At 39.1% G+C, this 24,905-nt stretch carries 27 protein-coding genes; 9 read left to right on the forward strand and 18 right to left on the reverse strand.

What is annotated here, in order from left to right; genetic code table 11:
• Window positions 1-137 precede the first annotated feature (137 nt).
• Both FDK13_RS11930 and rbp read left to right on the forward strand, forming a co-directional pair.
• Window positions 138-968 (forward strand): ATP/GTP-binding protein, encoded by an 831-nt coding sequence (locus tag FDK13_RS11930; protein ID WP_137340226.1) that lies wholly within the window; start codon window positions 138-140, stop codon window positions 966-968.
• 44 nt (window positions 969-1,012) lie between these two features.
• A complete protein-coding gene (gene rbp, locus FDK13_RS11935) occupies window positions 1,013-1,528 on the forward strand; it encodes an RNA-binding regulator (RefSeq protein WP_137340227.1) in 516 nt (171 codons plus the stop codon).
• 406 nt (window positions 1,529-1,934) lie between these two features.
• Here rbp and FDK13_RS11940 read toward each other — a convergent pair whose 3' ends face one another.
• From FDK13_RS11940 to FDK13_RS11990, 11 genes are all read right to left on the reverse strand, one after another.
• On the reverse strand, window positions 1,935-3,125 hold the full coding sequence (locus FDK13_RS11940; RefSeq protein ID WP_137340228.1) for a nucleoside permease: 1,191 nt from the start codon (window positions 3,123-3,125) through the stop codon (window positions 1,935-1,937).
• Window positions 3,126-3,176: 51 nt separating this feature from the next.
• On the reverse strand, window positions 3,177-5,798 hold the full coding sequence (gene mutS, locus FDK13_RS11945; RefSeq protein WP_137340229.1) for a DNA mismatch repair protein MutS: 2,622 nt from the start codon (window positions 5,796-5,798) through the stop codon (window positions 3,177-3,179).
• Between the two features lie 95 nt (window positions 5,799-5,893).
• Entirely contained in the window at window positions 5,894-6,490 is a 597-nt protein-coding gene (locus tag FDK13_RS11950; RefSeq protein WP_137340230.1) for a pseudouridine synthase, read from the reverse strand.
• A 33-nt stretch (window positions 6,491-6,523) separates the two neighbouring features.
• Window positions 6,524-7,108 carry a Uma2 family endonuclease gene (locus FDK13_RS11955; RefSeq protein ID WP_137340231.1) on the reverse strand — a complete coding sequence of 195 codons (585 nt, stop codon included), beginning with the start codon at window positions 7,106-7,108 and terminating at the stop codon, window positions 6,524-6,526.
• Window positions 7,109-7,161: 53 nt separating this feature from the next.
• On the reverse strand, window positions 7,162-7,419 hold the full coding sequence (locus tag FDK13_RS11960) for a recombinase family protein (RefSeq protein ID WP_229216020.1): 258 nt from the start codon (window positions 7,417-7,419) through the stop codon (window positions 7,162-7,164).
• 515 nt (window positions 7,420-7,934) lie between these two features.
• Window positions 7,935-8,741 (reverse strand): hypothetical protein, encoded by an 807-nt coding sequence (locus FDK13_RS11965; protein WP_137340232.1) that lies wholly within the window; start codon window positions 8,739-8,741, stop codon window positions 7,935-7,937.
• Window positions 8,742-8,807: 66 nt separating this feature from the next.
• Complete coding sequence (locus FDK13_RS11970; protein ID WP_137340233.1) at window positions 8,808-9,131, reverse strand: HigA family addiction module antitoxin; 324 nt, start codon at window positions 9,129-9,131, stop codon at window positions 8,808-8,810.
• 14 nt (window positions 9,132-9,145) lie between these two features.
• Window positions 9,146-9,424 carry a type II toxin-antitoxin system RelE/ParE family toxin gene (locus FDK13_RS11975; protein ID WP_137340234.1) on the reverse strand — a complete coding sequence of 93 codons (279 nt, stop codon included), beginning with the start codon at window positions 9,422-9,424 and terminating at the stop codon, window positions 9,146-9,148.
• A gap of 52 nt (window positions 9,425-9,476) precedes the next feature.
• Window positions 9,477-10,241 (reverse strand): exodeoxyribonuclease III, encoded by a 765-nt coding sequence (locus FDK13_RS11980; protein WP_137340235.1) that lies wholly within the window; start codon window positions 10,239-10,241, stop codon window positions 9,477-9,479.
• Between the two features lie 51 nt (window positions 10,242-10,292).
• Window positions 10,293-12,122: a hypothetical protein gene (locus FDK13_RS11985; protein ID WP_229216021.1), complete on the reverse strand. Its 1,830-nt coding sequence runs from the start codon at window positions 12,120-12,122 to the stop codon at window positions 10,293-10,295.
• A gap of 106 nt (window positions 12,123-12,228) precedes the next feature.
• Window positions 12,229-12,864: a hypothetical protein gene (locus tag FDK13_RS11990; protein WP_137340236.1), complete on the reverse strand. Its 636-nt coding sequence runs from the start codon at window positions 12,862-12,864 to the stop codon at window positions 12,229-12,231.
• A gap of 202 nt (window positions 12,865-13,066) precedes the next feature.
• On the opposite strand from FDK13_RS11990, the gene FDK13_RS11995 reads away from it, so the two are divergent.
• Complete coding sequence (locus FDK13_RS11995; protein ID WP_137340237.1) at window positions 13,067-13,567, forward strand: DUF4494 domain-containing protein; 501 nt, start codon at window positions 13,067-13,069, stop codon at window positions 13,565-13,567.
• A gap of 12 nt (window positions 13,568-13,579) precedes the next feature.
• On the opposite strand, the gene FDK13_RS12000 is transcribed toward FDK13_RS11995, so the two are convergent.
• On the reverse strand, window positions 13,580-14,317 hold the full coding sequence (locus tag FDK13_RS12000) for a hypothetical protein (protein ID WP_229216022.1): 738 nt from the start codon (window positions 14,315-14,317) through the stop codon (window positions 13,580-13,582).
• A gap of 59 nt (window positions 14,318-14,376) precedes the next feature.
• On the reverse strand, window positions 14,377-15,747 hold the full coding sequence (locus FDK13_RS12005) for an OmpA family protein (protein WP_137340238.1): 1,371 nt from the start codon (window positions 15,745-15,747) through the stop codon (window positions 14,377-14,379).
• A 167-nt stretch (window positions 15,748-15,914) separates the two neighbouring features.
• Here FDK13_RS12005 and FDK13_RS12010 point away from each other — a divergent pair, with 167 nt between their 5' ends.
• Window positions 15,915-16,724 carry a UDP-2,3-diacylglucosamine diphosphatase gene (locus tag FDK13_RS12010; RefSeq protein WP_137340239.1) on the forward strand — a complete coding sequence of 270 codons (810 nt, stop codon included), beginning with the start codon at window positions 15,915-15,917 and terminating at the stop codon, window positions 16,722-16,724.
• Window positions 16,725-16,733: 9 nt separating this feature from the next.
• On the opposite strand, the gene FDK13_RS12015 is transcribed toward FDK13_RS12010, so the two are convergent.
• The 5 genes from FDK13_RS12015 to FDK13_RS12035 all read right to left on the reverse strand — a co-directional run bounded on the left by FDK13_RS12015 (window position 16,734) and on the right by FDK13_RS12035 (window position 20,605).
• Window positions 16,734-17,486 carry a carboxypeptidase-like regulatory domain-containing protein gene (locus FDK13_RS12015; protein WP_137340240.1) on the reverse strand — a complete coding sequence of 251 codons (753 nt, stop codon included), beginning with the start codon at window positions 17,484-17,486 and terminating at the stop codon, window positions 16,734-16,736.
• Window positions 17,487-17,626: 140 nt separating this feature from the next.
• Window positions 17,627-18,382 (reverse strand): carboxypeptidase-like regulatory domain-containing protein, encoded by a 756-nt coding sequence (locus FDK13_RS12020; RefSeq protein ID WP_137340241.1) that lies wholly within the window; start codon window positions 18,380-18,382, stop codon window positions 17,627-17,629.
• A gap of 192 nt (window positions 18,383-18,574) precedes the next feature.
• Entirely contained in the window at window positions 18,575-19,408 is an 834-nt protein-coding gene (locus FDK13_RS12025) for a phosphatidate cytidylyltransferase (protein ID WP_137340242.1), read from the reverse strand.
• Window positions 19,380-19,601 carry a putative signal transducing protein gene (locus FDK13_RS12030; protein ID WP_137340243.1) on the reverse strand — a complete coding sequence of 74 codons (222 nt, stop codon included), beginning with the start codon at window positions 19,599-19,601 and terminating at the stop codon, window positions 19,380-19,382. Before FDK13_RS12030 ends, FDK13_RS12025 begins: the two co-directional genes overlap by 29 nt.
• A gap of 41 nt (window positions 19,602-19,642) precedes the next feature.
• A complete protein-coding gene (locus FDK13_RS12035; protein ID WP_137340244.1) occupies window positions 19,643-20,605 on the reverse strand; it encodes a CPBP family intramembrane glutamic endopeptidase in 963 nt (320 codons plus the stop codon).
• Between the two features lie 121 nt (window positions 20,606-20,726).
• Here FDK13_RS12035 and dusB point away from each other — a divergent pair, with 121 nt between their 5' ends.
• The 5 genes from dusB (at window position 20,727) to FDK13_RS12060 (ending at window position 24,903) form a co-directional block, all read left to right on the forward strand.
• Window positions 20,727-21,716, forward strand: coding sequence for a tRNA dihydrouridine synthase DusB (dusB, locus tag FDK13_RS12040; RefSeq protein ID WP_137340245.1), 990 nt, complete (start codon window positions 20,727-20,729; stop codon window positions 21,714-21,716).
• A complete protein-coding gene (locus FDK13_RS12045) occupies window positions 21,710-22,240 on the forward strand; it encodes an acyl-CoA carboxylase biotin carboxyl carrier protein subunit (RefSeq protein ID WP_137340246.1) in 531 nt (176 codons plus the stop codon). Before dusB ends, FDK13_RS12045 begins: the two co-directional genes overlap by 7 nt.
• Window positions 22,241-22,302: 62 nt before the next feature.
• Window positions 22,303-23,022: a UMP kinase gene (pyrH, locus tag FDK13_RS12050; RefSeq protein WP_137340247.1), complete on the forward strand. Its 720-nt coding sequence runs from the start codon at window positions 22,303-22,305 to the stop codon at window positions 23,020-23,022.
• Window positions 23,023-23,038: 16 nt separating this feature from the next.
• A complete protein-coding gene (locus tag FDK13_RS12055) occupies window positions 23,039-24,418 on the forward strand; it encodes an AAA family ATPase (protein ID WP_137340248.1) in 1,380 nt (459 codons plus the stop codon).
• Window positions 24,415-24,903 (forward strand): hypothetical protein, encoded by a 489-nt coding sequence (locus FDK13_RS12060; protein WP_137340249.1) that lies wholly within the window; start codon window positions 24,415-24,417, stop codon window positions 24,901-24,903. The genes FDK13_RS12055 and FDK13_RS12060 overlap by 4 nt, the downstream gene beginning before the upstream one ends.
• The last annotated feature ends 2 nt before the right edge of the window (window positions 24,904-24,905 follow it).

A 24,905-nucleotide genomic window follows, 5' to 3' on the forward strand; every position in this document is an offset into this window, starting at 1 on the left:
TTTTGCAAAAAATTTAAAAAGTCCGGCCGCTTGCGACCGGACTTTTTTTGTGTTTTTTTATTTAGCTTTGGTATAACAATACTATCTGATTAAATAATCTAAACCTTTTAACATAAAATCTGTCAAACCTTAGCCAAATGAAATCCAAAAACTTATTCTTAACAGCTTTACTTACAGCATCAGTTTTTTCTGTTAATGCGCAAAATACTTTAACAGAAATATGGGCGACGGAAGGGACAATTCCTGTACCGGAATCTGTGTTTTACAGCGCAGGTGATAAAATTTTGTACATAGCCCAGATCGACGGAAAATCAGGCGAAAAAGATGGGAAAGGTGCCATTGGAAAAGTTGGGCTGGATGGTAAAATTATTGATTTGAACTGGGTATCAGGTTTGAACGCGCCAAAAGGAATGGGGAAACTCGGTGGGAAATTATATGTAGCAGATGTCACCGATATTGTTGAAATAGATTTCAAATCAGGAAAAATTTTACAAAAATATCCTGTTGAAGATTCAAAATTCCTGAATGACCTGACCATTGACTCAAAAGGAAATATTTATGTTTCCGACTCGGACACACACAAAGTGCACCTTCTGAAAGATGGAAAAGTTTCGACTTACTATGAAACATTAACACGTCCGAACGGGTTATTGGCGGTAGGTCCTGATTTACTTATTCTGGACAGCGGATCACTTATAAAACTGGACGCAAATAAGAAACCAACGACCATCGCAGAAGGCATGGATAAAAGTACGGATGGCATTGTGGAAGTGAAACCAGGAGAATATGTCGTGTCCTGTTGGGCCGGGGTTATCTATTATGTAAAGTCCGACGGATCAAAAGAATTGATGCTGGATACAAAGGCAGCGGGCAGCAATACAGCCGACATTGGGTATGACGCCAAGAAAAAGATTGTGTACGTGCCAACATTTTTGAAAAATAGTGTAGTAGCTTATCAGTTAAAATAATATATTTATCATAACAAAACAAAATTTTAAAAACAGGCATTTCTATGGACATTTTTGTTGGGAGTCTTTCTTTTAAGTTAAAAGAAAGCGAGTTGCGTGAAGCTTTTGAAAAATTTGGTGAAGTAAGCTCCGCAAAAATTATTATTGACAAAATTACACGTCAAAGCAAGGGGTTTGGGTTTGTAGAAATGCCTGATGAAGAGCAGGCTAAACTAGCCATAAGTGAGTTGAACGGGATTGAAATGTACGGCAGACCGTTGGTAGTAAACGAATCGCAGAAAAAAGAAAGAACACCGGGAGACCAGCCAAGAACTGGTGGAAGTGGTGGTAGCAGCAGTAGCGCAGGCGGAAGCGACAGAAGTTCTAATTTTGGAAGAAACAAACCGGCCGGTGGTGGTGGTTATAGCGGAGGCGGAAACAGCGGCGGAGGCTACAGCGGCGGAAGCGGATATGGCGGAAAACCAAAATCCGATTACGGACGTGGTGGAAGAGACGGTGGAGACTTCAAAAAAGGCGGCGGATCCAAAAGGGGTGATTCCAGAGACAGAGATGATTGGTGAGAAATTGTTGAGCTTAACGCTCGATAATTGAAATATAACATGAATAGAAAAGGTCATCAGGTTTTAAACTTGATGACCTTTTTCGTTCATAAACCTTAAAACAAATTCCAGCGAATCAATTTGGAAATAACAAAGATTTACGGCTCCATAGGAGCCTCCTGTTTATAGAAATTTGAAATGGCCAAACATATCCCGGCTCCGTAGGAGTCTCCTAACATTTCGATCAAATTCTAATCAGGCAAAAAACAGGAGACTCCGATGGAGTCATGAAAATTGGCATCAAGACATTTTTTCTATAAACAGGAGATGTCTACGCCATCGGGAATATCCCAAGTTCTACAAACAAAAAGGCCGCAAACAAAACTTTGCGACCTTCCTTTTTTACTTTTTTGCTTTGCGTGAAATCTCAACTCTCAGCTTTGACCTTATTATCTTTAAAGAACAAGACAAATAAAACCAGAACCAAAGCAGCAATAGCAGCCGGAACCATCCAGATACTCGTCCAGTTTTTAACACCATTCACCGTATATTCGTCAGCAACAATTCCAGCGATCCAGGAACCAATTCCCATCCCGATACCATAAGTTGCGATCGTAATCAATCCTTGTGCAGAAGATCTGTATTTCTCACCTGCTTTACTATCTGTATAAATCTGACCAGTAACGAAGAAGAAATCATAACAAACACCATGAAGCAAAATGGCCATATAGAGTAACCACTCGCTGCTGGCATCGCCATAACCAAAGCCGATAAACCGAACAATCCAGGCGATCAATCCTACGATCAGTATCCATTTTACTCCGAATTTACGGAATGCAAACGGAATCAAAAGCATGAAAACAACTTCCGAAGCTTGTCCTAATGACATCTTGTTTTCAACATTAGTCATACCTGAATCTGTAAGGGACGGATTGGCCATCGCATAATAAAATGACAAGGGAATACAGATCAACAAAGACGAAATAAAGAAAATCGCGAAAGACCGGTCTTTAAAAAGCTTGAAAGCATCCAAACCTAAAATATCAGAAAAAGTTGTGCTGGTATTTGGTTTAGGAGGCGTATTTGGAAGGAAGAAAGAATACACACCTAAAATAGCAGCAGCGATCATGGAAATTTTGAAGATCATCACGCTGTCACCAAAACCGTAGAAACCGATAATATTTGAAACCACAATCCATGCCACAGTTCCCATCACACGAATGGTTGGGAAGTCTTTTTCAGTATCTTTCACATGTTGCATCGCTATGGAAGTAGTCAAAGCCATGGTTGGTGCAAACGTGATACAGTAAGCCAGAATCACCCAGAAAAATGTGTCAGCATCTGTAATTCGCGTAATCAAATACAACAAAGCCGCGCCAGCCAAACTTAGTACACCCAGTACTTTCTGTGCTGCAAAATACCGGTCGGCGATCATACCGACAAAAAACGGCGCAATAATCATTGCAATAGAAAAAGCCGCATAGGCACCACCCACCTGAACTCCAGTGGCATGCAGGGAATTAAACATGTATTTACTCATCTGGCCGTACCACGATCCCCAAATAAAATAGAGGAGAAACATCATGGCCATCAACTGATAACGGGTCAAATTTTTCATAAAAAAGATTAGGAGTTATTAGATTAAAATGCTGCTTTCGCTGTGGTTAAATTATTTTTTCTGTAACATTTTCTGAAATTCATTTAGTTTTAAAAGTGCCTCGATCGGCGATAATGTATTTACATCAATCAACGCCAGGTCTTCTTTCAGTTTTTCAAGTCTCGGATCGGTAGGTTCAAAAATGCTAAGCTGAAAATTATTTTTCGGCATTTCCTTGATCTTCTTCTGATGTTTATCCGCTACATGATCTTTTTCCAGGTGATGCATAATTTCACTCGCCCGCAACACAATCGGTTGCGGCATACCTGCAATCTGCGCCACATGGATACCAAAGCTATGCGCACTGCCACCCGGTTTTAGCTTTCTTAAAAATATTACTTTGTTGTCAACTTCCTTTACGGCAACATTGAAGTTTTTGATGCGTGGAAAATCATCGGCAAGCTGATTTAATTCATGATAATGGGTAGCAAACAATGTTTTTGGTTTAACCAATGGCTGATTATGCAAATATTCGGCAATGGCCCATGCTATTGAAACACCATCGTAAGTACTGGTTCCGCGCCCGATTTCATCCATTAAAATCAGACTTCGATCACTAAGATTGTTGAGAATACTGGCTGTTTCCGTCATCTCGACCATAAACGTACTTTCTCCCCTGCTTAAATTGTCGCTCGCTCCTACCCTCGTAAATATCTTATCAACAATACCAATCGTAGCTGCTTTTGCCGGAACGTAACTTCCCATCTGCGCCATCAGGACAATAAGCGCGGTTTGTCTCAACAAAGCAGATTTACCCGCCATGTTTGGACCGGTAATGATAATGATCTGCTGCGTTTCATTGTCGAGGTAAAGGTCATTTGGAACATAACTTTCACCTAACGGCAATTGCTGTTCAATAACGGCGTGACGACCATCTTTAATATCCAGAATCCTGTCTTCATTAATAACAGGCTTGACATAATTGTTTTTCCTGGCCGTATTCGCAAAAGAACCCAGCACATCGAGTGTCGAAATGATGATGGCGTTTTGTTGAATGGTACCGACGTACTCCGCTGCGGTCAATATCAAAGCGGAGAAAATACGGAATTCAATAGCCGAAATCTTATCCTCGGCATTCAGTATTTTTTCTTCATATTCTTTAAGTTCCGGCGTTATATAACGTTCGCAGTTAACAAGCGTTTGTTTACGAATCCATTCTGCCGGGACTTTGTTTTTATGTGAATTGGTAACTTCCAGATAATATCCAAAAACCCGGTTGTAGGCAATTTTCAATGATGGAATTCCCGTCCGTTCCATTTCTTCATTTTGAAGCTTTAAGAGAAATCCTTTTCCTTCACGGGAAATTGCATGTAATTCATCCAGTTCGGCATCAATTCCGCTCTTGATCATTCCACCCTGATTGATCAGCAACGGTGCATCTTCTCTTAATTCCGTTTCAATTTTATCAATTAAAAAAGTGCATAGATTAAGCTGATCAGCATATTTGTTCAAAACAGCGTAACTGATATGGGTCGAGGCTATTTTGCCTAAAATCTCTTTAATCGGCCCAATTTGTTTCAGTGATTTTTTAAGCTGAACCATTTCCCGTGGACTAATCCGGCGAACGGCCACTTTTGAAATCAGTCGTTCAAGATCACCGATTTGTTTTAAATATTGGGTAATGGATTCGTGCAATTCATCATTGGCAAGAAAAAACTCAACGGTATTCAGGCGCTCTTCAATAGGCAGCTTTTCCTTTAATGGCAAAACAACCCATCTCCTTAGCAACCGTGCACCCATAGGCGTTACCGTTTGATCCAGAATCTGAATTAAGGGCACACCGCCCTCCTGCTGAGGGAAAATCAGTTCCAGATTTCGGACAGTAAACCTGTCAAGCCACACATATTTTTCCTCTTCCAGCCTTGTTACACGACTGATATGGCTTACTTCCCGGTGTTCAGTTTCTCGTAAATAATGCAGAATTACACCAGCGGCAATGATCCCCATTGGCAGATTTTCAATACCAAAACCTTTAAGTGTTGTGGTGCTGAAATGCGTAGTAAGTTGCTCATAACCATAATCATACCCAAAACACCAGTCTTCCAGTTGAAATGTATGGAACTTGCCTCCAAAAAGCTGATTGAATTCCTGTTTGTGTTTTTTACAAAAAAGCACCTCAGAAGGTGTAAAACCCTGAAGCATTTTATCAACATAGGCTGCGTTACCTTGCGACGTCATAAATTCCCCGGTAGAGATATCCAGAAAGGAAATTCCATACAGATCTTCACCGCCCACATGCACTGCAGCGAGATAATTATTTCTGCGTGTGTCCAGCACATTATCGTTCATGGAAACGCCAGGCGTAACCAGTTCGGTAACGCCGCGTTTTACAATTCCTTTTGCCGTTGCCGGATCTTCAAGCTGATCACAAATGGCAACACGCTCACCGGCACGAACCAGTTTTGGAAGGTAATTATCCAGGGAATGGTGCGGAAATCCTGCAAGTTCTTCATGCGCACCACCGTTATTACGACGTGTCAGTACGATCCCAAGTATCTTGGAAGCACGTATCGCATCTTCTCCGAAAGTTTCGTAAAAATCGCCAACCCGGAAAAGAAGCAATGCACCGGGGTACTTGGCTTTAATCTGATTATACTGTTTATTAAGCGGAGTTTCTTTTTGTTCCTTTGCCAACTAATATCAATTTTGAAAACAGGATAACTACAAAATTAACCCTTCTATCCGGTTTGGCAAGTCCAAATAGTTGTTTTATCAAGTAAGTTTAAGGATCAAAGTGAGAGCTTACGGACTTCCTGATCTGTAACTTCCCATACGTCCCCAGGTTTAGCTCCGTCAGTACCAAAATCGGCAAGATTAATTTTTCCAATTGCCCAACGTACCAAACGTAAAGTAGGAAAACCAACTGCAGCCGTCATACGGCGGACCTGGCGGTTTTTACCTTCATGAAGTGTAATCGAAACCCAGGAAGTCGGAATATTTTTCCGGAAACGAATTGGAGGATTTCTTTCAGGAAGCGAAGGCTCTTCCAATGGAGAAGCTGACGCAGGCAAAGTCAGATAGGATTTTCCGTTAATGGAAATTGTTACGCCATCCGCCATTTTCTGGCAGGCTTCACTGGTAATTTCTCCTTCAACCTGAACATAATAAGTTCTGTTGTGGCGGTTTCTCGGTTCCAGCAGTTTTGTTTTGAGATAATTGTCATTGGTAAGTAAAAGCAGTCCTTCACTATCCGCATCCAGCCTTCCGACCGGATAAATATCTTTGGCAAAAGTACATTCAAGATCAGCTAAGGTAGCATGGTCGCTCTCGCGGGTAAATTGCGAAAGCATTCCGAAGGGCTTGTATATGAGGAAGTAGCTGAACAAGATGAAAAGAATTATGAAAAGCTCATGAAAGCTTTATTTGATAAGTGATTCAAGATCAAGAAAAAATTCCGGAAGTACGTTCTCGCCAGAAAGCTTGACCTGTAAGGAATCAAGAATTGTAATTGATTTATCACTTCTATAAATGTAGACTTTACCGTCAAGACGGTCAATTAGCCAAGCAAGCCTAGTTCCATTTTCAATATATTCCTCCATTTTTTCAAGAAGGTATTTAAGTTCGTCAGACTTAGAGCGAATTTCTACAATAAAATCAGGACAGATTGGAGCAAACTTTTCCTTCTGCTCATCAGTCAAAAGATTCCATCTTTCATTCTTAATCCAAGAAGCATCCGGCGACCTAACTGCCCCGTTTGGTAACGTAAAACCTGTTGATGAATCAAATATTTCTCCTTGACCCAAATTTTCATTCCAAATAAATAACTTCCCCGAAACTTGAGAATTAAAATTGCCGGTAAAAGATCCTGTTGGCGACATAAGTATAATATTTCCATGTGAGTCCCTCTCGAACTCTAGTGTGTCATTCATCTGGCAGAATTGGAAGAAATCCTCTTCACTCATCAATTCTCCCATTTTCAAAGTTACAGGCGTGGAGATGTTCATAACTTAGGTTTTTACATTCTGGCTTTATCAAAAATACAAAATATTATTGATAGTTATAGATATGATTCGTCTCTGTTAAAGGCGGCTAACATGTGCCACATAACCCGGCTGGCATGTGGATTTACGGCCTTAAATTCAACCTTACTTTCCATCAGGTTTGAGATAAAGGCCACATTCCGGCCTAAACGGTCGATCTTGGCAATAATCAAAACAGCCTTTTCTTTCCGGCATTGGGTGAGGGCGGCCAATAGTTGCGGACGCTTGTTTTTACGTCCGGACTCAACCTCCGTACTAAGCTGCAGGAATGTCATAGCCCTCCTGCAAACTGCTCGACGGCCATTGCTGGGCTTCCAGCCCTAAGCCGCTGCGGCCTTGCTTGGCAATTTATACATGGTAATAGGCAACGGCTTTTTTTTATGACTGGCCAAAAAAATGAGATTTGTTACTAAATATGCGGACGTTTATATAGTAACAAGACATCACAAAAAATCAACTTTTTAATACCCAAAAAAATTTACTCCTAAGGGATTATTCATAAAATTACTCGTGATGAATGATTCTCTTATTTGATTTTCACCATCCCAATAAACATTTTCTCCTTGCGATTGCCTAATAAGTATCTCTCTTTTGTCTTTGTATTGTTCAATAAATGTGTGATAGTAAGTTGGATTAAAAAAAGTATTTTCCGCAAGAGTTATAAACATTGAAATATCAAGTTTAAAATTATTCCTTCTTCGCATTTGCATACCTAACATTTCACAAACATTTCGGTCTTGTTCAAAATAGCTAATTAAAAAAATCGTTTTATTTTTTGTAGGAAATAACGTTATATATATAAGTTCCCCATTCTGTTTTCTGAATGAATAATTGGATTTCCATCAAAGTCAAATTCTAAATTAGCAGCTGATGATACTGCCATCGGGTAATGTGCTGGTAGCTCAAACACATCCGTTTTTATAACTGAATAGTTTTTAGAAATAATTGCTAAATCAAATATTTTCTTATTTTCCTCGATATCGTTTTCGGATTGAATACCATAATTTATAAAATATGATGTCTCTCTCTTTTTGTGAAAACTTACAACAAATGCGCGATAAGCATATAAAAAGTGTTGCTCATCTGTTCCACTATAAGAGTTTGTTTCAATAGGATAAAAAATGGCATCGTGATTATTACAAAATCCAAGAAAAGTAGATGCAATATTTTTTCCGATTTCTTTATCTTCAAAGCCGTTTTTATCAAGTGAAAACCCTACAACATGTCCGTTTTCAGAAATTTTACTCAATACCCCATTATTCTGAATTGAATGAGCTTCTGTTACAATAATTTTACGTGACCTATCTACTTTACAAGTTGAGCTACTTGCTAATGGGTGCCAACAGGTTTTAGTTATATTTCTTGACCTTCTCTGAAATTCATTACTAATTACAAACACATCTGATTCTGTAAGATTTGATAAATTGAATTTGTCAAAAATTCTATAATCCGAAATTTTTCTTGAAGGAAGGTTTGGTAAATTTTTTACGGTGTTTAAAAATTCTGGATACATATCAGGATTAAGCCCACCTTTTCGTAAGTCTCTCATTACCTCAAAGTGTCTCTCATATTTGGTTTGAGTATTTTCCAGTATCATCCTTAAAAAATGCACCATGTTATAATTAGTAATACCTACTTCAAAATCACTATACTATATTTTAAACTAAGCAGGCTGCAACGCCTTTGGCTGCCATATTGCATGAATTTTAGATACATCTACGCGCTTTCTAGCTTGCGCTAGGTTATAATCTTCCTGTATCGCTAACCAAAATTCTGGCGTCGTGTTAGGGAACGCTGCACCTAAACGAATTGCCATTTCAGGCGACACCGCAGATTTTCCGTTGATAATCGCAGACAGGGTTTTACGGGTTGTCCCCAATACTTCGGCAACCTGCTCAATTGTAAGTTTTTTCCCTGTCTCCTCATAAATTCCGTCAAGCGTTTCGCGGATAAGTTCGCCCGGGTGGGCGGGATCAAATAAAATCATATTGTTCCTCCTGTTTAATGATAGTCTATATAGTCAACGTCTGAGGCATTCTCTCCCTCGAAACGAAAGATAATACGCCAATTTCCCGATACTCTGACTGAATAAAAACCCTTTAAATCGCCTTTCAGAGCGTGAAAATAATATCCTGCCTGGTTCATCATCTCTGGTTCTGTTGCCCTATTAAGACGGCTAATAATTAACCTAATTCTTGCAACATGGCTTTGTTGAATCTTTGAGCGGTCGCCTTTGGTAGCGAAAAGCTGTAAACCTTTGTGTCTGAAACTTACAATCATAACACGAATGTAACACGAAACGTGTCAAGTATTTTTACAAGTTCCTTTAACCCTATTCAATTTCCAGCCAAACCGGACAATGATCCGAATGCACAGCATCATTATATTGCCTGCTTCCAACAATTCTGTCTTTAATCGTATCGGCTACGGAAATATAATCGATCCGCCAGCCTTTGTTACTGGCCCTTGCGCCTGAACGGTATGTCCACCAGGAATATTCCTGCAAATCCGGATTCATGTGCCGGAAAGCGTCCGTATATCCACTTCCAAACCATTTTGTCATCCACTCCCTTTCTTCGGGCAAAAATCCTGATGACTTTTTATTTCCCTTCGGATTATGAATGTCCATTTCAGTATGCGCGATGTTGTAATCTCCGCAGATGATTAAATTGGGCCGTTCGATTCTCAGTATATCCACCCAATTGTTAAAATCTTCAAGGAAATTCATTTTTACACTTTGCCGGATTTCTCCGCTCGTGCCCGATGGGAAATAGCAGTTCAATAATGTAATATCACCAAAATCAGCACGCAAAAGTCTTCCTTCACTATCGTAAACAGGCAAATTGAACCCGTGAGAAATCAAATCAGGTTTCATTTTAGAAAATATCGCTACACCGCTGTATCCTTTTTTCTCAGCCGCATGCCAGCCGATGAGTTCATAACCAAGTGCCGCAAACCCAGACAGATCCACTACATCGGGCGTCGCTTTTACTTCCTGAAAACAAAGTACATCAAAAGGTTTATCCTTTAACCATTCCAGCAAGCCGTTCTTCAAAGCTGCCCGGATTCCGTTGAGATTGTAAGTAAGAATTTGCATAAAAAAGTAAATGTAATATTATGTCAAACTTTGGTAACCGCTGGTAATTTGCTAAAATATAAATATTTTCTCTCTTGTATAACGGGATTCCCACTTACCGGAATCCTTTTCTCCACCGGACAATATCCAGATATCGAATTTGCCTTTTGGTACTTTTCTCTTATAAAACGAATAGGAATACTTTTCGCCATAATAGGTTCTTTTCTTCAAAAAATCTGACAGGGAATTCGGGACAGGAATGGCCGGAAGCAGATTGGTATATTGATCAGAAACTAAGACAAAATAAGCAGGTTTTGGATGCATTCTCTTTTTTGTTTCAAACTTGATATATCTGATCGGCATGTTATCATCATTATTCCTTATACTAAGCTGAATATTCAGCTTAGGTGCATATTCGTCTACTTTTTCAGTTTCCTGAATGAGACGGTTTGCCGGCGGCAACTTGTCAGTTTCATAAAGATGAAGCAACCCCTGTTTTTCGAGATTGTTTATAAGATTTTTCATTTTGGTCGGATGATTCCAGAAAGGTTTATCTCCATAATTGAACCCAACAGACAAAAGCGTATTATAGTTTTTCCAGTAGTATGCGTCCAGGGATAATTTTTCGTGCTGTTCTCTCACACTTCTTATTGAATAAAAATAACTCACAAAGTTCAGCGCCAGACAGCCAACCAAACTTAAAACAAACACTGACAAACTGATATTTTTATAGTTTTTGACGATCAATATCAAACCAACATAAGCGATAGCCAAAAGTACAACGCCAAAAATCATGTACCGTCTGGAAAAAATATTTCCTCCATACATCAAAAAATTGCCCGACGGCCTGCTCACGATAAACATAGCTCCGGTACCCATCAGGAACATAAATGCACCGAGCAAAAACCAGTTGGTCCACGGCATATTTTTATTCAGGAACATTCTGGTAATCCAACCCAAAAATACCGCAAAAATACCCATTCCTAAAAATACGCATAACACCATATCCTTGTAAAACACCGGCGTAAGCGGATGAGGGATATCCAGATATAAAGCATTTCCCCAGAATCCGAATATAAAAATCAGATTGAAAATCGGGTGCTCCCAAACTTTTCCATGTCCGGTAGATACAAATTGGTAATCGAAAAGAAAATAGAATAAAATAAATACAATGGCAATGCCTATCCACTGAGCCAGCAATTTATATCTTTTTTGGAAAAGCAGAATGACACCGCCAATAATCCAGGTAAGCATTCCGCTGCCGCTGATAAACATGGTAACTATTGCCGCTAATACGGCGAAAATCCAGCTTCTTTTATCCGGTTTGCCAATAAAATAAACCGTCAGCATGGCAAAAAACAGCAAAGGAGTATTTTGTATGGCCGCAATTCCCCAAATGGCATTTTCAAAATAAACCAGATTGAAAAGAATATAAGGTACCGGGATAAAATAATACCACGAAACCTTCTCCTTTTTAAATGTCAGAAAGAAAAGATAAAGAATACCAAGCATAAAAAGATTGCCCAGCATAACCTGCAATTTTATATCAACCGTTCCCGTAAAGAATACCATGATGAGCATAACAATACGCTCAAAAGCAAACCTGTGCTGGTTTACCTGCTCAAAAAGTATTTTTGCCGTATTGGTAAAACCCGAACCGTTTTTTAGATTATAAATCGTCTCCAGAAGATTGTAGTCGTCTTCATAAGGAACATTAATGACGTGGGCGCTGAGTATAATATAGAAGTAACCGACCGGAACAATTATTAACCCTAATCCCAGAAAATCTCTGAATTTTTGAAGACTTTTAGAAAGAAATGTAAGTCCAAAAAGTAGGGCCAATACCAGTACAAGTACAAAATATTCAAATAACCGGGGGTTTTGTAGAAAAGAATTATCCAATTTTTGCTGTGTTAAAATTATGTTTTAATGACTTGTGGAATGAAAGGAAATCACTCTACAAGTCATTGTCTGTGTGTTGTCAAAAGTATGCCGCGATATAATCTGATTATTTCGTTTTCAGAATCATATCGCTTGTAATCTCCTGTTCAAAAGTAAGATAACCCGGATAATTAATTGATTTCCCTCCCAAATCCAGCGTAGGCTTTACCTTTACGGTGAATTTTGCAGGCTTCGAATCAGATTTCCCGGTTAACGCCATTACCATATTAATAAAATCGTCTCTTGTCTGGTCATTCATGAGCAAACTGTACACATTTGCGCTTAGCTTAATCGGAACCCGCGTACTTCCGCTTCCCGGATAAACCTCGATTTTCTCATTTAAAAACCCGTTGAAAATTTCAGTATTGGTCAGCAAAACTTTATATTCCAACTGATTAACAGCAGCTTTTTTCCGTGTCGGATTTTTGATATCAAGATTAACCCGCAAATCCAAAGGAACATCTTTACGTAAAAATGCCAAACCCAGTCTTGGAAATCTGGCAATGTTCAGATCACTCATACTCTTGATATTCCTGAACTCGTTGATATCAATTCCCGCCAGATAAATACTATCCGCAGAGGCAATTTTATATTTACAATCACCAAAAGCCTTTGCTTCCGAAACCTGACGACTGACGCCGCAGCCCGTAATATATAACCCAACAGCCGCTAAAACCGCGACAAACCAAATTTGTTTTTTCATTGTGTGTTTTAATAATTTTCCCGCAAGATAAACAGTAGCTACTACAACGCGCATACTTGGAAAGGATTATTCTTTGGTAATTACTTTTTTAGATTAAAAAACTTATTCAACGATTTTATGTAGAAAAATCCTGTTGCAAGCGTTATTTGCAAACCATACCTTTGCAAACTTTTATGTCCACTTTAATCAAAAACAGACTACAATGGCAAGCTGGTATTTAGGAAAAATACGTTACCAAAAAGAAGACGAAGCAGGAAGTCTTAAAACAATTAATGAAGTTTATCTTGTCGATGCGGTTTCTTACACCGAATCAGAAGCCAGACTTTATCAACAAATCGTAACGGGTGCGAGTGATTTCAGTGTTACCAGCATTACACGCATGCGCCTGGCCGACTTATTTTCTTACGAAGACGGGGAGAAATGGTTCAAGGCAAAAGTTATCTACTTTTCTGTGGATGAAAAAAGTGGAAAAGAGAAAAAAGTGGTGAATTATATGCTTGTAAACGCTGACGGAATTGATCAGGCTTTGCAACGGATCACCGAAAGTCTGCGCACCATGTTGATTCCTTACGAAACAACGGATATGAATTTGACCCCAATTCTGGACGTTTTCCCTTACACTGCGGAAGAAGAAGTGGAAGAGATTCCGGCAAATATGCGCCCTCTTTCCGAAGTAATGGCGGAAAGAGAAGCGGCACAATAAATAAAAATGAGCCTAATTCTCAGCCTTTACTTCTGCATAACCACGGGTAACTGCTAAAAAAGGATTAGGCTCATAACTTTTCAATTTCAGGATCAAACCCTTGGAATTCAACTCCGTCAAAAGCTGATTGTTGTTGAAAATATAAGTATAATCAAAAGATACCGGCAAACTTGGAACGCCATCGATCAGATCAAATCCGTATAAAGGATTAATACCAAAAGGTGTTTTGGTTAGCCACAATTTATCTTTTGCTTCGGAAGTTGGATATGAAAGTTCGTATTCAAGACTTTCCATACCGAAATCTTTTCGGATATTCCCGGTAGGAATACAATAGGTGCTAAAATCTTCTTTTTGCTGTGCAATGGTTTCAGCATCCGGTTTCAATTCTTCAACTTTTTCTGTCATTTTGAATTTCTTCCCGGATTCGTCAGCTCCGTAATACACATATTTCCCGTCCTGAAAAGCAAGAATAAAATCGAAAGCTTTGCCTGTATCTCCAAAACTGTTTTCTCGTTTAAAACACATCGTTCCCGTTACCGGATCCACATAAATCACAATTTCACCTTTCGTTTTCTTTTCTTTATTTTCAAAAGAATAAGTCAAAGCATGACTAAAATAGTATTGCCCTTTCTCAGGTTTCCATTGCGTTGCTCTTTGCGCCGCGACATTACTTTTCGGCGCTTGTGCCATTACCAAACCTCCTGAAAGCAGAAGGGCAAAAGTTAAATAAGCGAATGTTTTTCTAAGCATAACATAAATTATTAATGGCTGCAAGCTAAAAAGAGGCCATCAAAAAACCATGTTTCTTATTACAATTTAATAAATTCTACCCGGCGATTATTCGCTTTTCCTTCGGCGGTAGTATTGGGAGAAACGGGTATACTTTCACCTTTTCCATCGGTTTCCAATCTGGATTTATCTATTCCAAAATCCTTTGCAAGCGCTTCCTTAACCGATTCTGAACGTTTCTTAGATAATACCAGATTTCCTGCATCATCCCCATCCGAATCTGTATGTCCGATAACTTTCACTTTTACGGTAGGATTTTCAGTAAAAACGTTGGCAATATCTTTCAGGACACCATAAGATTCCGGTTTGATCGTAGCAGAATTTACATCGAAAAGAATTCCTGTTGTTGAAAATTTACCTTCAGTGATCAGTTTGTTACGGGTATCCGGCGCGCCAACGGCAAGTCTGATATTTGATATAAAATACCGATCCGTTTCCACATGATATCCCTGGTTACTGAAAGCTATAAAATTGTAGTTTGTGGTTGTATTAAATGCTTTTGGCAAATCCCAAACCTTAAAATCATCGACATACAAACGAAGCCGCGATTTTTGTCGCCAGATGGAAACCTTCACCACGTTATGCTCAGGAACATGAAATGCGGGAAAACTTTTCTCGTTTTTCATGATCGATTCCGCAGGGCCTTCAAAAACATTGAAATTTGCTATTCCCTGTTGTCCGCCGGCATCTTTTGGATGTAAACCCAGTTCCAGTCCCCTTTGCTTGTCGCCATCAAATCCTTTCCAAACTGAAAAATTCTTGGCGGGATTTGTTACCTCAGCGAAAACAGTGCGCATAAAGCCGGAATAATAGCTAAAATCAGAAGTTGTAGCCAGATTAAATTCCAGGGTAAAATTCTCTGGCAGTTTGGTAACAAATTCCGGGTAAAAAACACCTTCCGGACCAAGCATTAACCATTTCCCTTCTGTACCCGCAATCGTGACCACTTCACCAGCCGAATTTGTATTCCATTTGGCAGGAAAATCACCAATGGCATCTTGCGAGAAATCTTCAACAGCCACCACTTTTTCACCAGGAATGAAATCAAATTTACTGTACGATTTCAGCGTTGGTTTTTCCGTGCTGACAGAAGCAACGGTTTCAGATTCAGCTATTCTGGTATTTTCATTTTCGTTTGAAGCATTATCCGGTTTTTCATTTTTTCCTGAAGACGGCTCTTCTTTTGGCTTTTTATCTTTTTTCTTAAAAATACTTCCAATTCCTTCTTCAACTTTATCAAAACCTTTATCAATTGTCTGGTTAACCTTTTGATTTGCGCGATTTTCTACCTGCCTTTCTGCAACCTTTCCCGGGTCCGTAATACGGATCTGAGCCTTTGCAATCAAAGAAAAATATGTAAATCCTAGTAGAAAGGTGAGTTTTATATACATGATTATCAACAATTTAATTTCCCAAAATAAACCTTTTCAATATAAATTTACGAATTGAACCCTTTTATTTAAGACATATTGAGTGAACGGTAATGACACATTCCTGAATATTCTGTCGTGTCGATTTCACAGAAGATCGTAAATTGCAGCGCATTAGTTCACATCGCATGATTTTCAATTTCGAAACCAGATCCGTTGCACTACAGGAAGGCCGCAAAATTTATTTTTCCTCCGATTTCCATCTCGGCGTTCCCACTGCTGAAAAAAGCAGAGATCGTGAGAGAGTACTTGTAAAGTGGCTGGAATCCATTGAATATGATGCCCAGATTATTTTTTTGGTAGGAGATATTTTTGATTTCTGGTTCGAATACGGACACGTTGTCCCGAAAGGATTTGTCCGGTTATTAGGCAAGCTGGCAGAACTTTCTGACCGTGGGATTGAGCTTATTCTTTTTACCGGAAATCATGATATGTGGATGTTCGGTTACCTGAAAGAAGAAATCGGAGCTACCATTTTCCGTAATCCTGTAAACTTTGAAATTACAAATTCGGAAGGATTAAAAAAGTCCGTTTTAGTTGGACATGGTGACGGACTTGGGCCTGGAGATAAAGTCTATAAAATCCTGAAACAGATTTTTGAAAATTCTTTCTTTCAATGGATCTTCCGGATCGTACATCCGGATGTAGGCATGTGGATCGCCTCAGAATGGTCGAAAAGAAGCAGAATTGCCAATATTAAAAAAGGCGAAGAAGTATTTGTAAGCGAAGAATACGAGTGGCTGCTCCACTACTGTAAGGAAGTCGAAAAAGAACAGCACCACGATTATTACATTTTCGGACACCGGCATCTGGTTCTCGACCTCGCTGTGAATAATAACAGCCGCTATATCAATCTCGGAGAATGGGTTACCAAACAGACCAAGCAGGCTTATGCAACGTTTGACGGTGAAAAGGTATTTTTGAGAGAATTTGTTTAAACTCTTATCTTACTTTTTAACTTCTTTTTTTAGCTGATCAAACTGACCTTTGTCATTCAGCACATCATATTTATTGATGCTTTCCGGTGGCGTATCGTTAAGAACTTTGCGCCATTCCTGTTGTTTCAAATCTCCGTTTTTCACTGATTTGATAAATTTCGCTATGCGAAACGGATCAAGGAAAGGAAAAGTTGTGGCAAAACCTTTTCCGGCAGCAGATTCCCGGCCGAACATCAGCTGATCCATACTATAACGGTAATTGGTTTGCGCGTTATTGGCAACCTGCTCCGATAATCTTCTGATATATTGCGGATCAGAACTTTTGGCCAATGCGTCACGATCGGCCTGATCGGGTAACTTTAAAGCCAAAAATGCCCGTTTAAATTCCTCCTCGGTACTATAAGGATAAATCTTAACTTCCGACAACATCATCACATCTTCCTGCAAGGAAACAATGGCCGAATAGGTATCCGCATTGTAATTCTTTGGAATGATATGGTATTGCTTTTTATATCCAACGTAACTGTAAACAATACTATCACCTGGAAAAACCGGGATCGTGAAAGAACCGTCACGATGTGCCAGCGTACCGGTTCCTGCTTTTGGAATGTAAATATAAGCTCCCGGTAAAAGATCTGTTTTTTTCCCGCCTACGACAACACCGGAGAATATAATTGCCTTTTGCTCGCCTTGTGCAAAAAGGTTTTCCACGTAAAAAAGCCCTGCAAAGAAAACTAAAAATAGCAAAACCTTATTTTTCATCTGTTATCAGTATTTATTTCAGCGCTGGAATAAATAACCAGACAAGTCTGACAAACTTACAAATTCTACTAAAAAGTAACGACGAGGCACAAAAAAAATCAGCCTTATGAGCTGAATTTTAAGATATTTTAACATTTCAATTACTTATTATTATCATCCTTTTTAGGATTCTCAAATTCTTCGTTCTTTTTAATAACATCTTGTCTCGTAATACTCTCGCGGGGCGCATTATTAAGGTCTTTTCTCCACTCTTTTTGTTTCAGATCACCTCTCTTAACCGATTTGATAAAATTTGCCCACGCAAAAGGATTAAGGAATGGAAATGTTGTTGCAAAACCTTTTCCCGCCGCAGATTCACGACCAAACAATTGCTGATCCATTGTGTAGCGATAATTGGTCTGTGCATTATTTGGAACCTGGGCTGCCATCCGGTTGATGTAATCCGGGTCCGTACTACGTGCCAAAGCGTCACGATCAGCCTGATCTGGTAATTTCAAAGCAAGAAATGCTTTTTTGAAATCTTCTTCGGTGGCATATGGATAAATCTTAACCTCGGAGAGCATCGTCACATCTTCCTGCATCGCTACAATGGCCGAATACGTATCAGCATTATAATTTCTTGGGATAACGTGATATTGCTTTTTGTAACCTACGTAGCTATAAATAATACTGTCACCAGGAAAAACCGGAATTGTAAAATTTCCCCGGTTATCTGCAAGTGTTCCTTTACCGGCTTTGGGAATAAAAATGTAAGCACCAGGTAAACGATCCGTACTTTTTCCTCCAACTACAACCCCGGTAAAAATAATTGCCTTTTGCTCACCTTGTGCAAAAACCTCCTGCCCACACAACACGCTCGCAAGTATCGCAAAATATATTAAAAATCGTTTTTTCATTCTTAAAATTCGTTTTCCGGTGCCGGAATATTTTCCTCCCGCGCCTTTAAGGGTTATAGGTTGATTAAATGACCTTAATATATTATAAAATTATTTCAATATAATCTTTCTGTATTTCTAAAAGAATTGTTCCTCTAATTTAAAACGCCTCATATTCCAGCGCATTGCCTGCTGTGGATATTAATTGGAACATCAGGAAAATAATTTAAGAAATGTTACGATAAAAGGCGCTGAAAGCAACAATCCATCAAAACGGTCCAAAAATCCACCATGCCCCGGAATACTGTTTCCAGAATCTTTAATTGCTATACTACGCTTAAATAACGACTCGACCAAATCTCCATAGGTACCAACCACCACAATAATCCCGCCGATACAATACCATTTCCAGGGTTCGAAGGTACGGAAATAATGTCCGAGCACAAAAGCAATTAACGCAGCAAAAGCAGCACTGCCCATAGCTCCTTCCCAGGATTTTTTTGGAGAAATACGTTCAAAAAGTTTCCTCTTCCCAAAGTTTGTTCCGGCAAAATATCCACCGATATCCGAAGCCCAAAGTAAAAGCAGACTTCCTAAAACGATCTCGTAGTTGTAAGTTCCTCCGCGCATGGCCATCACGATGATCAATGAAAAAGGCAGTGCTACGTAAATTATCCCCAAAAAAGTAAAGCCAATATTTGTAAATGGTTTTAAATCATTCTTTTTATAAAGTTTGATAAAAAATATCATCGACAGCAAAGGGCTTATCAGGAAGTAATTTTCGAAAGAAACCAGGTCCTGCTCTATCAGGTACGCCAATAACATCATAACTGTGCCACAAAAGGTGCCATAATATGTTAAAGGCTGATTTCCGTCGAGGCCGAGCAGCTTATAAAATTCCAGTTGCGTCAGCGAGCTGATCGTGCAAAAGAGCAATAAAAAACTCCATTCACTGTATAGGATACAGCCAAGAATTATCACAAATCCTATTAAGCCGGTAATGGTCCGCTGCTGTAAATTACTCAGATTCTGTAAGGGAGTCTTCATTGGCTAGGATGGTTTGCGCCCGAACAAAATCAGTCATAGGAACATGTACTTCACATAATCCCAAAATAGGATAAACACTATCCTGCTTATTGACAATCACAGCTGCGACTCCATTTTGTTCCAATATTTCCCTGGCAATTTCCGCCCTTATCATTTGTTTGGTATCGTATACCTTACCCCAATTATCATCCATAAAAATTCTTCCTGCAAGTACCGTTTTAATTGTCTAAACCCTTAATTATTATTCTCCAAAACCGGATTTTTATTTCCGGTTTTTCTTATTTCATATAGTATGCCTGCTGTGATCACTGCCGAAGCAACGATCGCTGTGACCGGCATTACTTCTGTGTCATCAATATTGATATCCAACATTTTGATGTTCCGAAAGAACATCATGACCAGGATAAATCCATTGTTAATAAAATGGGCTAGTATGGCTACTGAAATTCTACCCGACCAAAAATAAAGGTATCCAAATAGTGCCCCAAGTATCATACGCGGCAAAAATCCGAAAAACTGGAAATGGATTGCGCTGAAAATGGCTGCTGAAACCCAGATCGCAAGATGCGGATTGGCCCAATGTTGTGCAAGTTTACGTTGTATAATCCCACGAAACAAGACTTCCTCACCAACAGCCGGGAGAAGTACCACCACAATCAGTGCAATAATGAGCTGACCTGCCTGTGTGTAGCTCGTCATAAATTTGGTGAGCATCGCATTTTGTTCCTCTTTATCCCGCATCCAGTTTTCAACTCCCGATAAAAAATCAGGAAATACCATTTTGGAGTTCAAATCAATAAAAAGACTATTGACCGGAATAAAAACCAGCACTACTATGCAGACAAGAAACCAGGTCAATACAGCAGGTTTATCTTTAAAATTAAAATCCTGAAAACCTTTCCGCTCCATGTAAAACCAGTACAAAAGCGAAGGAAGAAGATAAGAGAAAAAATGTACTGTACCCTGCAAAACCATCATCAGAAGCCATCCGTTGGCCACTTTTTCAGGTTCGGCAAACAATGTAGTTAACAAACCGGTAATACTATTTGCATCCGAAGATGTAATCAAAGCAAGGATTATAATTGCTAAAATATTACCAACAGCCATTCCAATAAGCACGAAACCAACCAACACCAACAAACCTCCCAGCGTACCGGGCACTCGTGTATGTACCAAATTTGAATAACTTTTTTGCATAATTGGTGTAAATTTACAGCTAATTATGAATTTAAAAATATTGAGTGACTGTTGAGCTGTAAGATTAAGTGAATAAAAGACTTATAAAATCTGTTCCCACAAGAATCTCAAACCTGTATAAATGATAAAAATCGGCAAAATAGAACTTGGAGATTTCCCGCTGCTGCTTGCTCCCATGGAAGATGTGAGCGACCCGCCTTTTCGTGCGGTGTGCAAGGAAAACGGGGCGGATTTGATGTATACCGAATTTGTTTCATCCGAAGGTTTAATTCGTGATGCGGCAAAAAGCGTACAGAAACTGGATATTTTTGAATATGAAAGACCGGTAGGTATTCAGCTTTTTGGAAGCGATGTGGAAACGATGGGCGCTTGTTCAGAAATTGCGTCCCGAGTTAATCCGGATCTGATCGATATTAATTATGGTTGCCCGGTAAAACAGGTGGCCTGCCGCGGTGCCGGTGCAGCCTTGTTGCAGGATATTCCCAAAATGGTGCGCATGACGGAAGCAGTTGTGAAATCCACACATTTGCCTGTTACTGTAAAAACCCGTCTGGGCTGGGATGAAAGCACAAAAAATGTTCAGGAAGTAGCTGAAAGATTGCAGGATATCGGAATTCAGGCACTTTCTGTGCATGGAAGAACCCGCGTGCAAATGTATAAAGGTGAAGCTGACTGGACTTTAATCGCAAAAATAAAAGACAACCCGCGCATTACCATTCCAATTTTCGGAAACGGCGATGTGGACAGTCCGGAAAAAGCGCTGGAATATAAAAATCGTTTTGGTGTTGACGGTATCATGATCGGTCGCGCGACCATTGGAAACCCGTGGATTTTTAATGAAATAAAACATTTTGTTAAAACCGGCCAAAGACTGGCACCTCCTACCCTTGCGGAACGTGTGGCCGTTTGTCGCCGCCATCTTGAATTTTCGATTCGCTGGAAAGGCCCGATAGCAGGTGTTTTTGAAATGCGCCGTCACTATACCAATTATTTCAAAGGACTGGAAAATTTCAAACCTTTCCGTATGCGCCTTGTCGAAGGTATGTCTTTTGAAGAACTGGATCAGATACTTAATGAAGTTGTACAGGAATTCAGTGAAGTATTATGCTAAAAGTAAATGTTGGCGGAAAAACCGTAGATGGCGTTTTATCGGGTGAAATTTCAACTTTTGAAATAAATCAGGAAAAAGATCAGTGGCTGATCGGAGAAAATATTTTCGATGGAGATATTGTCAGGATAAGCCAGAATCAATATCATGTTTTATGGCAAAATCGGTCTTATAACGTTGAAGTTTTGGAAACGGGCGTCGCCGATAAAACTTTTAAACTTCTTATTAACGGACAACTTTTTGAAACATTCGTAAAAGATCAGTTCGATCTGCTGCTCGAAGGGTTGGGTATGCAAGCGAGCGTCAGCACAAAAATAAATAATCTTAAAGCCCCAATGCCGGGCTTAATCCAGTCCATTGCCGTAGAACCAGGCCAGGAAGTTCACAAAGGAGAAACTTTGCTGGTATTGGTAGCGATGAAAATGGAGAATATTATCAAATCCCCGGGCACCGGAATTGTGAAAACTTTGAAGATTACAGCGGGCCAAATCGTAGAAAAAAACCAGGTATTGGTAGAGTTTCAATAAAATGCTTGGTAATCTGAGCTGCCTACACTTATTTTTACAGAAAAAACACCAACAAACAAATCATGCCCGAACCTAAATACAAACGTATCCTTCTCAAACTTAGCGGAGAAGCACTCAACGGTGGAGATAAAACACAAGTAATCGATTTTAACATTCTGGATAGTTATTCGTCAGAAATCAAACGCATTGCAGATGTAGGTGTACAAATTGCTATCGTAATCGGCGGCGGAAATATTTTCCGTGGCGCATCGGTAGAAAAATCAGGAATTGACCGGGTACAGGGCGACCACATGGGCATGCTGGCCACTGTAATCAACGGGATGGCAATTCAAAGTTCTCTTGAAAAACATGGAATGCGAACACGCCTGATGTCTGCCATTAAAATGGAACAGGTTTGTGAACCTCTAATCCGCCGCCGTGCAGTGCGCCACCTGGAAAAAGGACGCATCGTGATTTTTGGTGCCGGAACTGGTAATCCTTATTTCACAACGGATACCACAGCCGGTCTTCGTGCCATTGAATCAGAATCCGAAGTGGTTTTGAAAGGAACACGTGTTGACGGTGTTTATACAGCAGATCCTGAAAAAGATCCAACGGCAACAAAATACACTTCGCTAACTTTTGATGAAGCATTGTCCAGAAATCTGAAAATTATGGATTTGACTGCCTTCACGCTTTGTAAAGAAAACAATGTCCCTATCATCGTTTTTGATATGAACAAACCCGGCAATCTTTTTGACCTGGTCATGGGTGAGGAAGTTGGGACTTTGATATCGAATTAATATAATTCCAAAATACATGCAGCGCATCGAAGTCAAAAATTTCGGCCCATTAAAAGACATAAACCTTGAAATCAAGGATTACATGGTTTTTATTGGGCCGCAAGCTTCGGGCAAAAGCACGCTTGCTAAATTGATTTATTTTTTTTGGAAGGTTGAAAGCGACATATATAGAAAGGAAATTATTCCAAATTATATTCTTTCTAAAATCTCGGATTCGAGCTTCAATGAAAGTAATAGTATTAATAAGTTTACTAGTCAAATTCGAGAATTATTTTTTGAACTTTTTCCTACACACCGAAATGGACAAATAAGATTTATCTATTCAAATGGGGCCAAAATTCAAATCGATGTGGCCCGATGGTCAGAGAAATTAAATGAAGACATCATTATTGATAATTCATTTTTTTCTGATTTGAATGAATTCGATGAGCGGGTCAGAATTCTCAAAGATAACAAGTTCCTTTTCGAAGGCGGGACTGAGGACACACAAAAACCATCAAAGCGTCAACTGGATTATTTAGCACAAATATTACTCGATAATATGCTGGATAATACTCCAGGCGAAGCAAATCCGGAAATAATATTTATTCCGGCAGGTAGGAGTATTCTTTCATTGCTTTCCAATGCCTTTACATTTATTGATAGTAACAATTTAGATTACTTTAATGAGAATTTCATACGCTTTACAAATAAGGTAAGGAAATTTCTAACCTCTCCTGATCATGATAATCTTTTTGGCAGGAAGTTTATCATGTCGTCGAAAAGAGAGGAGGAAGATATTTATTCTCTAAGTAACGAGTTATCATTTAATGTTTTAAAAGGGGATTTCCATGTCGGAGATAATGGTGATGGTATTATGCAGTATCATAATAATTCGGGTTATGTTATTCCTTTAAAACATACATCTTCCGGTCAACAAGAAGCTTCCTGGTTAATTAACGTCATTCAATACATCTTGGCGGAATCTTATGCAAATGGTTACGACATTATAATTGAGGAGCCTGAGGCTCACCTATTCCCTGATGCACAACGTGATATAACAAAATTAATTACTTTATTAAGTAGCCCTGATTTAGAAAAGAAAACTAGATTAATTGTCACAACACACAGTCCATATATATTAGCGACCTTAAACAATTCTATAAAAGCTTTTACCACAGCTCAAATAGAAAACAAGTCAGAAGAAGTTGCAAAAATCCTAAGTAAAGAGTTCTGGATTAATCCTGAAAACTTGTTCGTAGGATTTATGAATAAAAATGAAGGCGAAGACAATTTTGGTATACAAGATATTTTTGATCATGAATCGCGTTTGATTGACCACGAAGTACTGGATCAAGTATCGGATGATATTATTAAACAATTCGATGATCTATTAGATATTCAGTATAGCGAATGAGTGAGAATTGTAATCCTTTTGATGAAGCTAAATTCGAGATATGTCAGGAATATGCTGATCGTAGATCGATAGTAAGTGTAAAGGATGAACGAGCCAAATCAGAATATATAATAGATAATACAAAAAGAAATTTAATAGTAAAATTAAGAGTAGACAACTGTTTAATTAAAGGATCAGACAAAAGAAAATGCGACTTTCTTATTTTAGATTGCTCCGATAAAATTGCTTATTTTATTGAATTAAAAGGAGGAGATCTTGGTGGTGCAACTGACCAAATTATATCTACGGTGCACATGTTAGCTCCTAGATTGAAAAATTTTCAGTTTTGTTGTCGAATTATCCAGACACAAACAAATAGGACTACGCAGCCTAAATACATTGACAAAATAAACAGTTTTCTAAAAGAGAAACACAAAATAAATAGCCAATTCAAAGCGGCCAACTTAATTAGAATCAAAAGTAGACAGTATACTGAATCAATATAAAG

This window comes from Dyadobacter frigoris, from assembly GCF_005280585.1.
GTDB lineage: Bacteria > Bacteroidota > Bacteroidia > Cytophagales > Spirosomataceae > Dyadobacter > Dyadobacter frigoris.

Coding starts and splice junctions, on each gene's coding strand:
- FDK13_RS11930 (WP_137340226.1), top strand. CDS start 138: ATGAAATCCAAAAACTTATTCTTAACAGCTTTACTTACAGCATCAGTT.
- rbp (WP_137340227.1), top strand. CDS start 1,013: ATGGACATTTTTGTTGGGAGTCTTTCTTTTAAGTTAAAAGAAAGCGAG.
- FDK13_RS11940 (WP_137340228.1), bottom strand. CDS start 3,125: ATGAAAAATTTGACCCGTTATCAGTTGATGGCCATGATGTTTCTCCTC.
- FDK13_RS11955 (WP_137340231.1), bottom strand. CDS start 7,108: ATGAACATCTCCACGCCTGTAACTTTGAAAATGGGAGAATTGATGAGT.
- FDK13_RS11960 (WP_229216020.1), bottom strand. CDS start 7,419: ATGACATTCCTGCAGCTTAGTACGGAGGTTGAGTCCGGACGTAAAAAC.
- FDK13_RS11965 (WP_137340232.1), bottom strand. CDS start 8,741: ATGATACTGGAAAATACTCAAACCAAATATGAGAGACACTTTGAGGTA.
- FDK13_RS11970 (WP_137340233.1), bottom strand. CDS start 9,131: ATGATTTTATTTGATCCCGCCCACCCGGGCGAACTTATCCGCGAAACG.
- FDK13_RS11975 (WP_137340234.1), bottom strand. CDS start 9,424: ATGATTGTAAGTTTCAGACACAAAGGTTTACAGCTTTTCGCTACCAAA.
- FDK13_RS11980 (WP_137340235.1), bottom strand. CDS start 10,241: ATGCAAATTCTTACTTACAATCTCAACGGAATCCGGGCAGCTTTGAAG.
- FDK13_RS11990 (WP_137340236.1), bottom strand. CDS start 12,864: ATGAAAAAACAAATTTGGTTTGTCGCGGTTTTAGCGGCTGTTGGGTTA.
- FDK13_RS11995 (WP_137340237.1), top strand. CDS start 13,067: ATGGCAAGCTGGTATTTAGGAAAAATACGTTACCAAAAAGAAGACGAA.
- FDK13_RS12000 (WP_229216022.1), bottom strand. CDS start 14,317: ATGCTTAGAAAAACATTCGCTTATTTAACTTTTGCCCTTCTGCTTTCA.
- FDK13_RS12005 (WP_137340238.1), bottom strand. CDS start 15,747: ATGTATATAAAACTCACCTTTCTACTAGGATTTACATATTTTTCTTTG.
- FDK13_RS12010 (WP_137340239.1), top strand. CDS start 15,915: ATGATTTTCAATTTCGAAACCAGATCCGTTGCACTACAGGAAGGCCGC.
- FDK13_RS12015 (WP_137340240.1), bottom strand. CDS start 17,486: ATGAAAAATAAGGTTTTGCTATTTTTAGTTTTCTTTGCAGGGCTTTTT.
- FDK13_RS12020 (WP_137340241.1), bottom strand. CDS start 18,382: ATGAAAAAACGATTTTTAATATATTTTGCGATACTTGCGAGCGTGTTG.
- FDK13_RS12025 (WP_137340242.1), bottom strand. CDS start 19,408: ATGAAGACTCCCTTACAGAATCTGAGTAATTTACAGCAGCGGACCATT.
- FDK13_RS12030 (WP_137340243.1), bottom strand. CDS start 19,601: ATGGATGATAATTGGGGTAAGGTATACGATACCAAACAAATGATAAGG.
- FDK13_RS12035 (WP_137340244.1), bottom strand. CDS start 20,605: ATGCAAAAAAGTTATTCAAATTTGGTACATACACGAGTGCCCGGTACG.
- dusB (WP_137340245.1), top strand. CDS start 20,727: ATGATAAAAATCGGCAAAATAGAACTTGGAGATTTCCCGCTGCTGCTT.
- FDK13_RS12045 (WP_137340246.1), top strand. CDS start 21,710: ATGCTAAAAGTAAATGTTGGCGGAAAAACCGTAGATGGCGTTTTATCG.
- pyrH (WP_137340247.1), top strand. CDS start 22,303: ATGCCCGAACCTAAATACAAACGTATCCTTCTCAAACTTAGCGGAGAA.
- FDK13_RS12055 (WP_137340248.1), top strand. CDS start 23,039: ATGCAGCGCATCGAAGTCAAAAATTTCGGCCCATTAAAAGACATAAAC.
- FDK13_RS12060 (WP_137340249.1), top strand. CDS start 24,415: ATGAGTGAGAATTGTAATCCTTTTGATGAAGCTAAATTCGAGATATGT.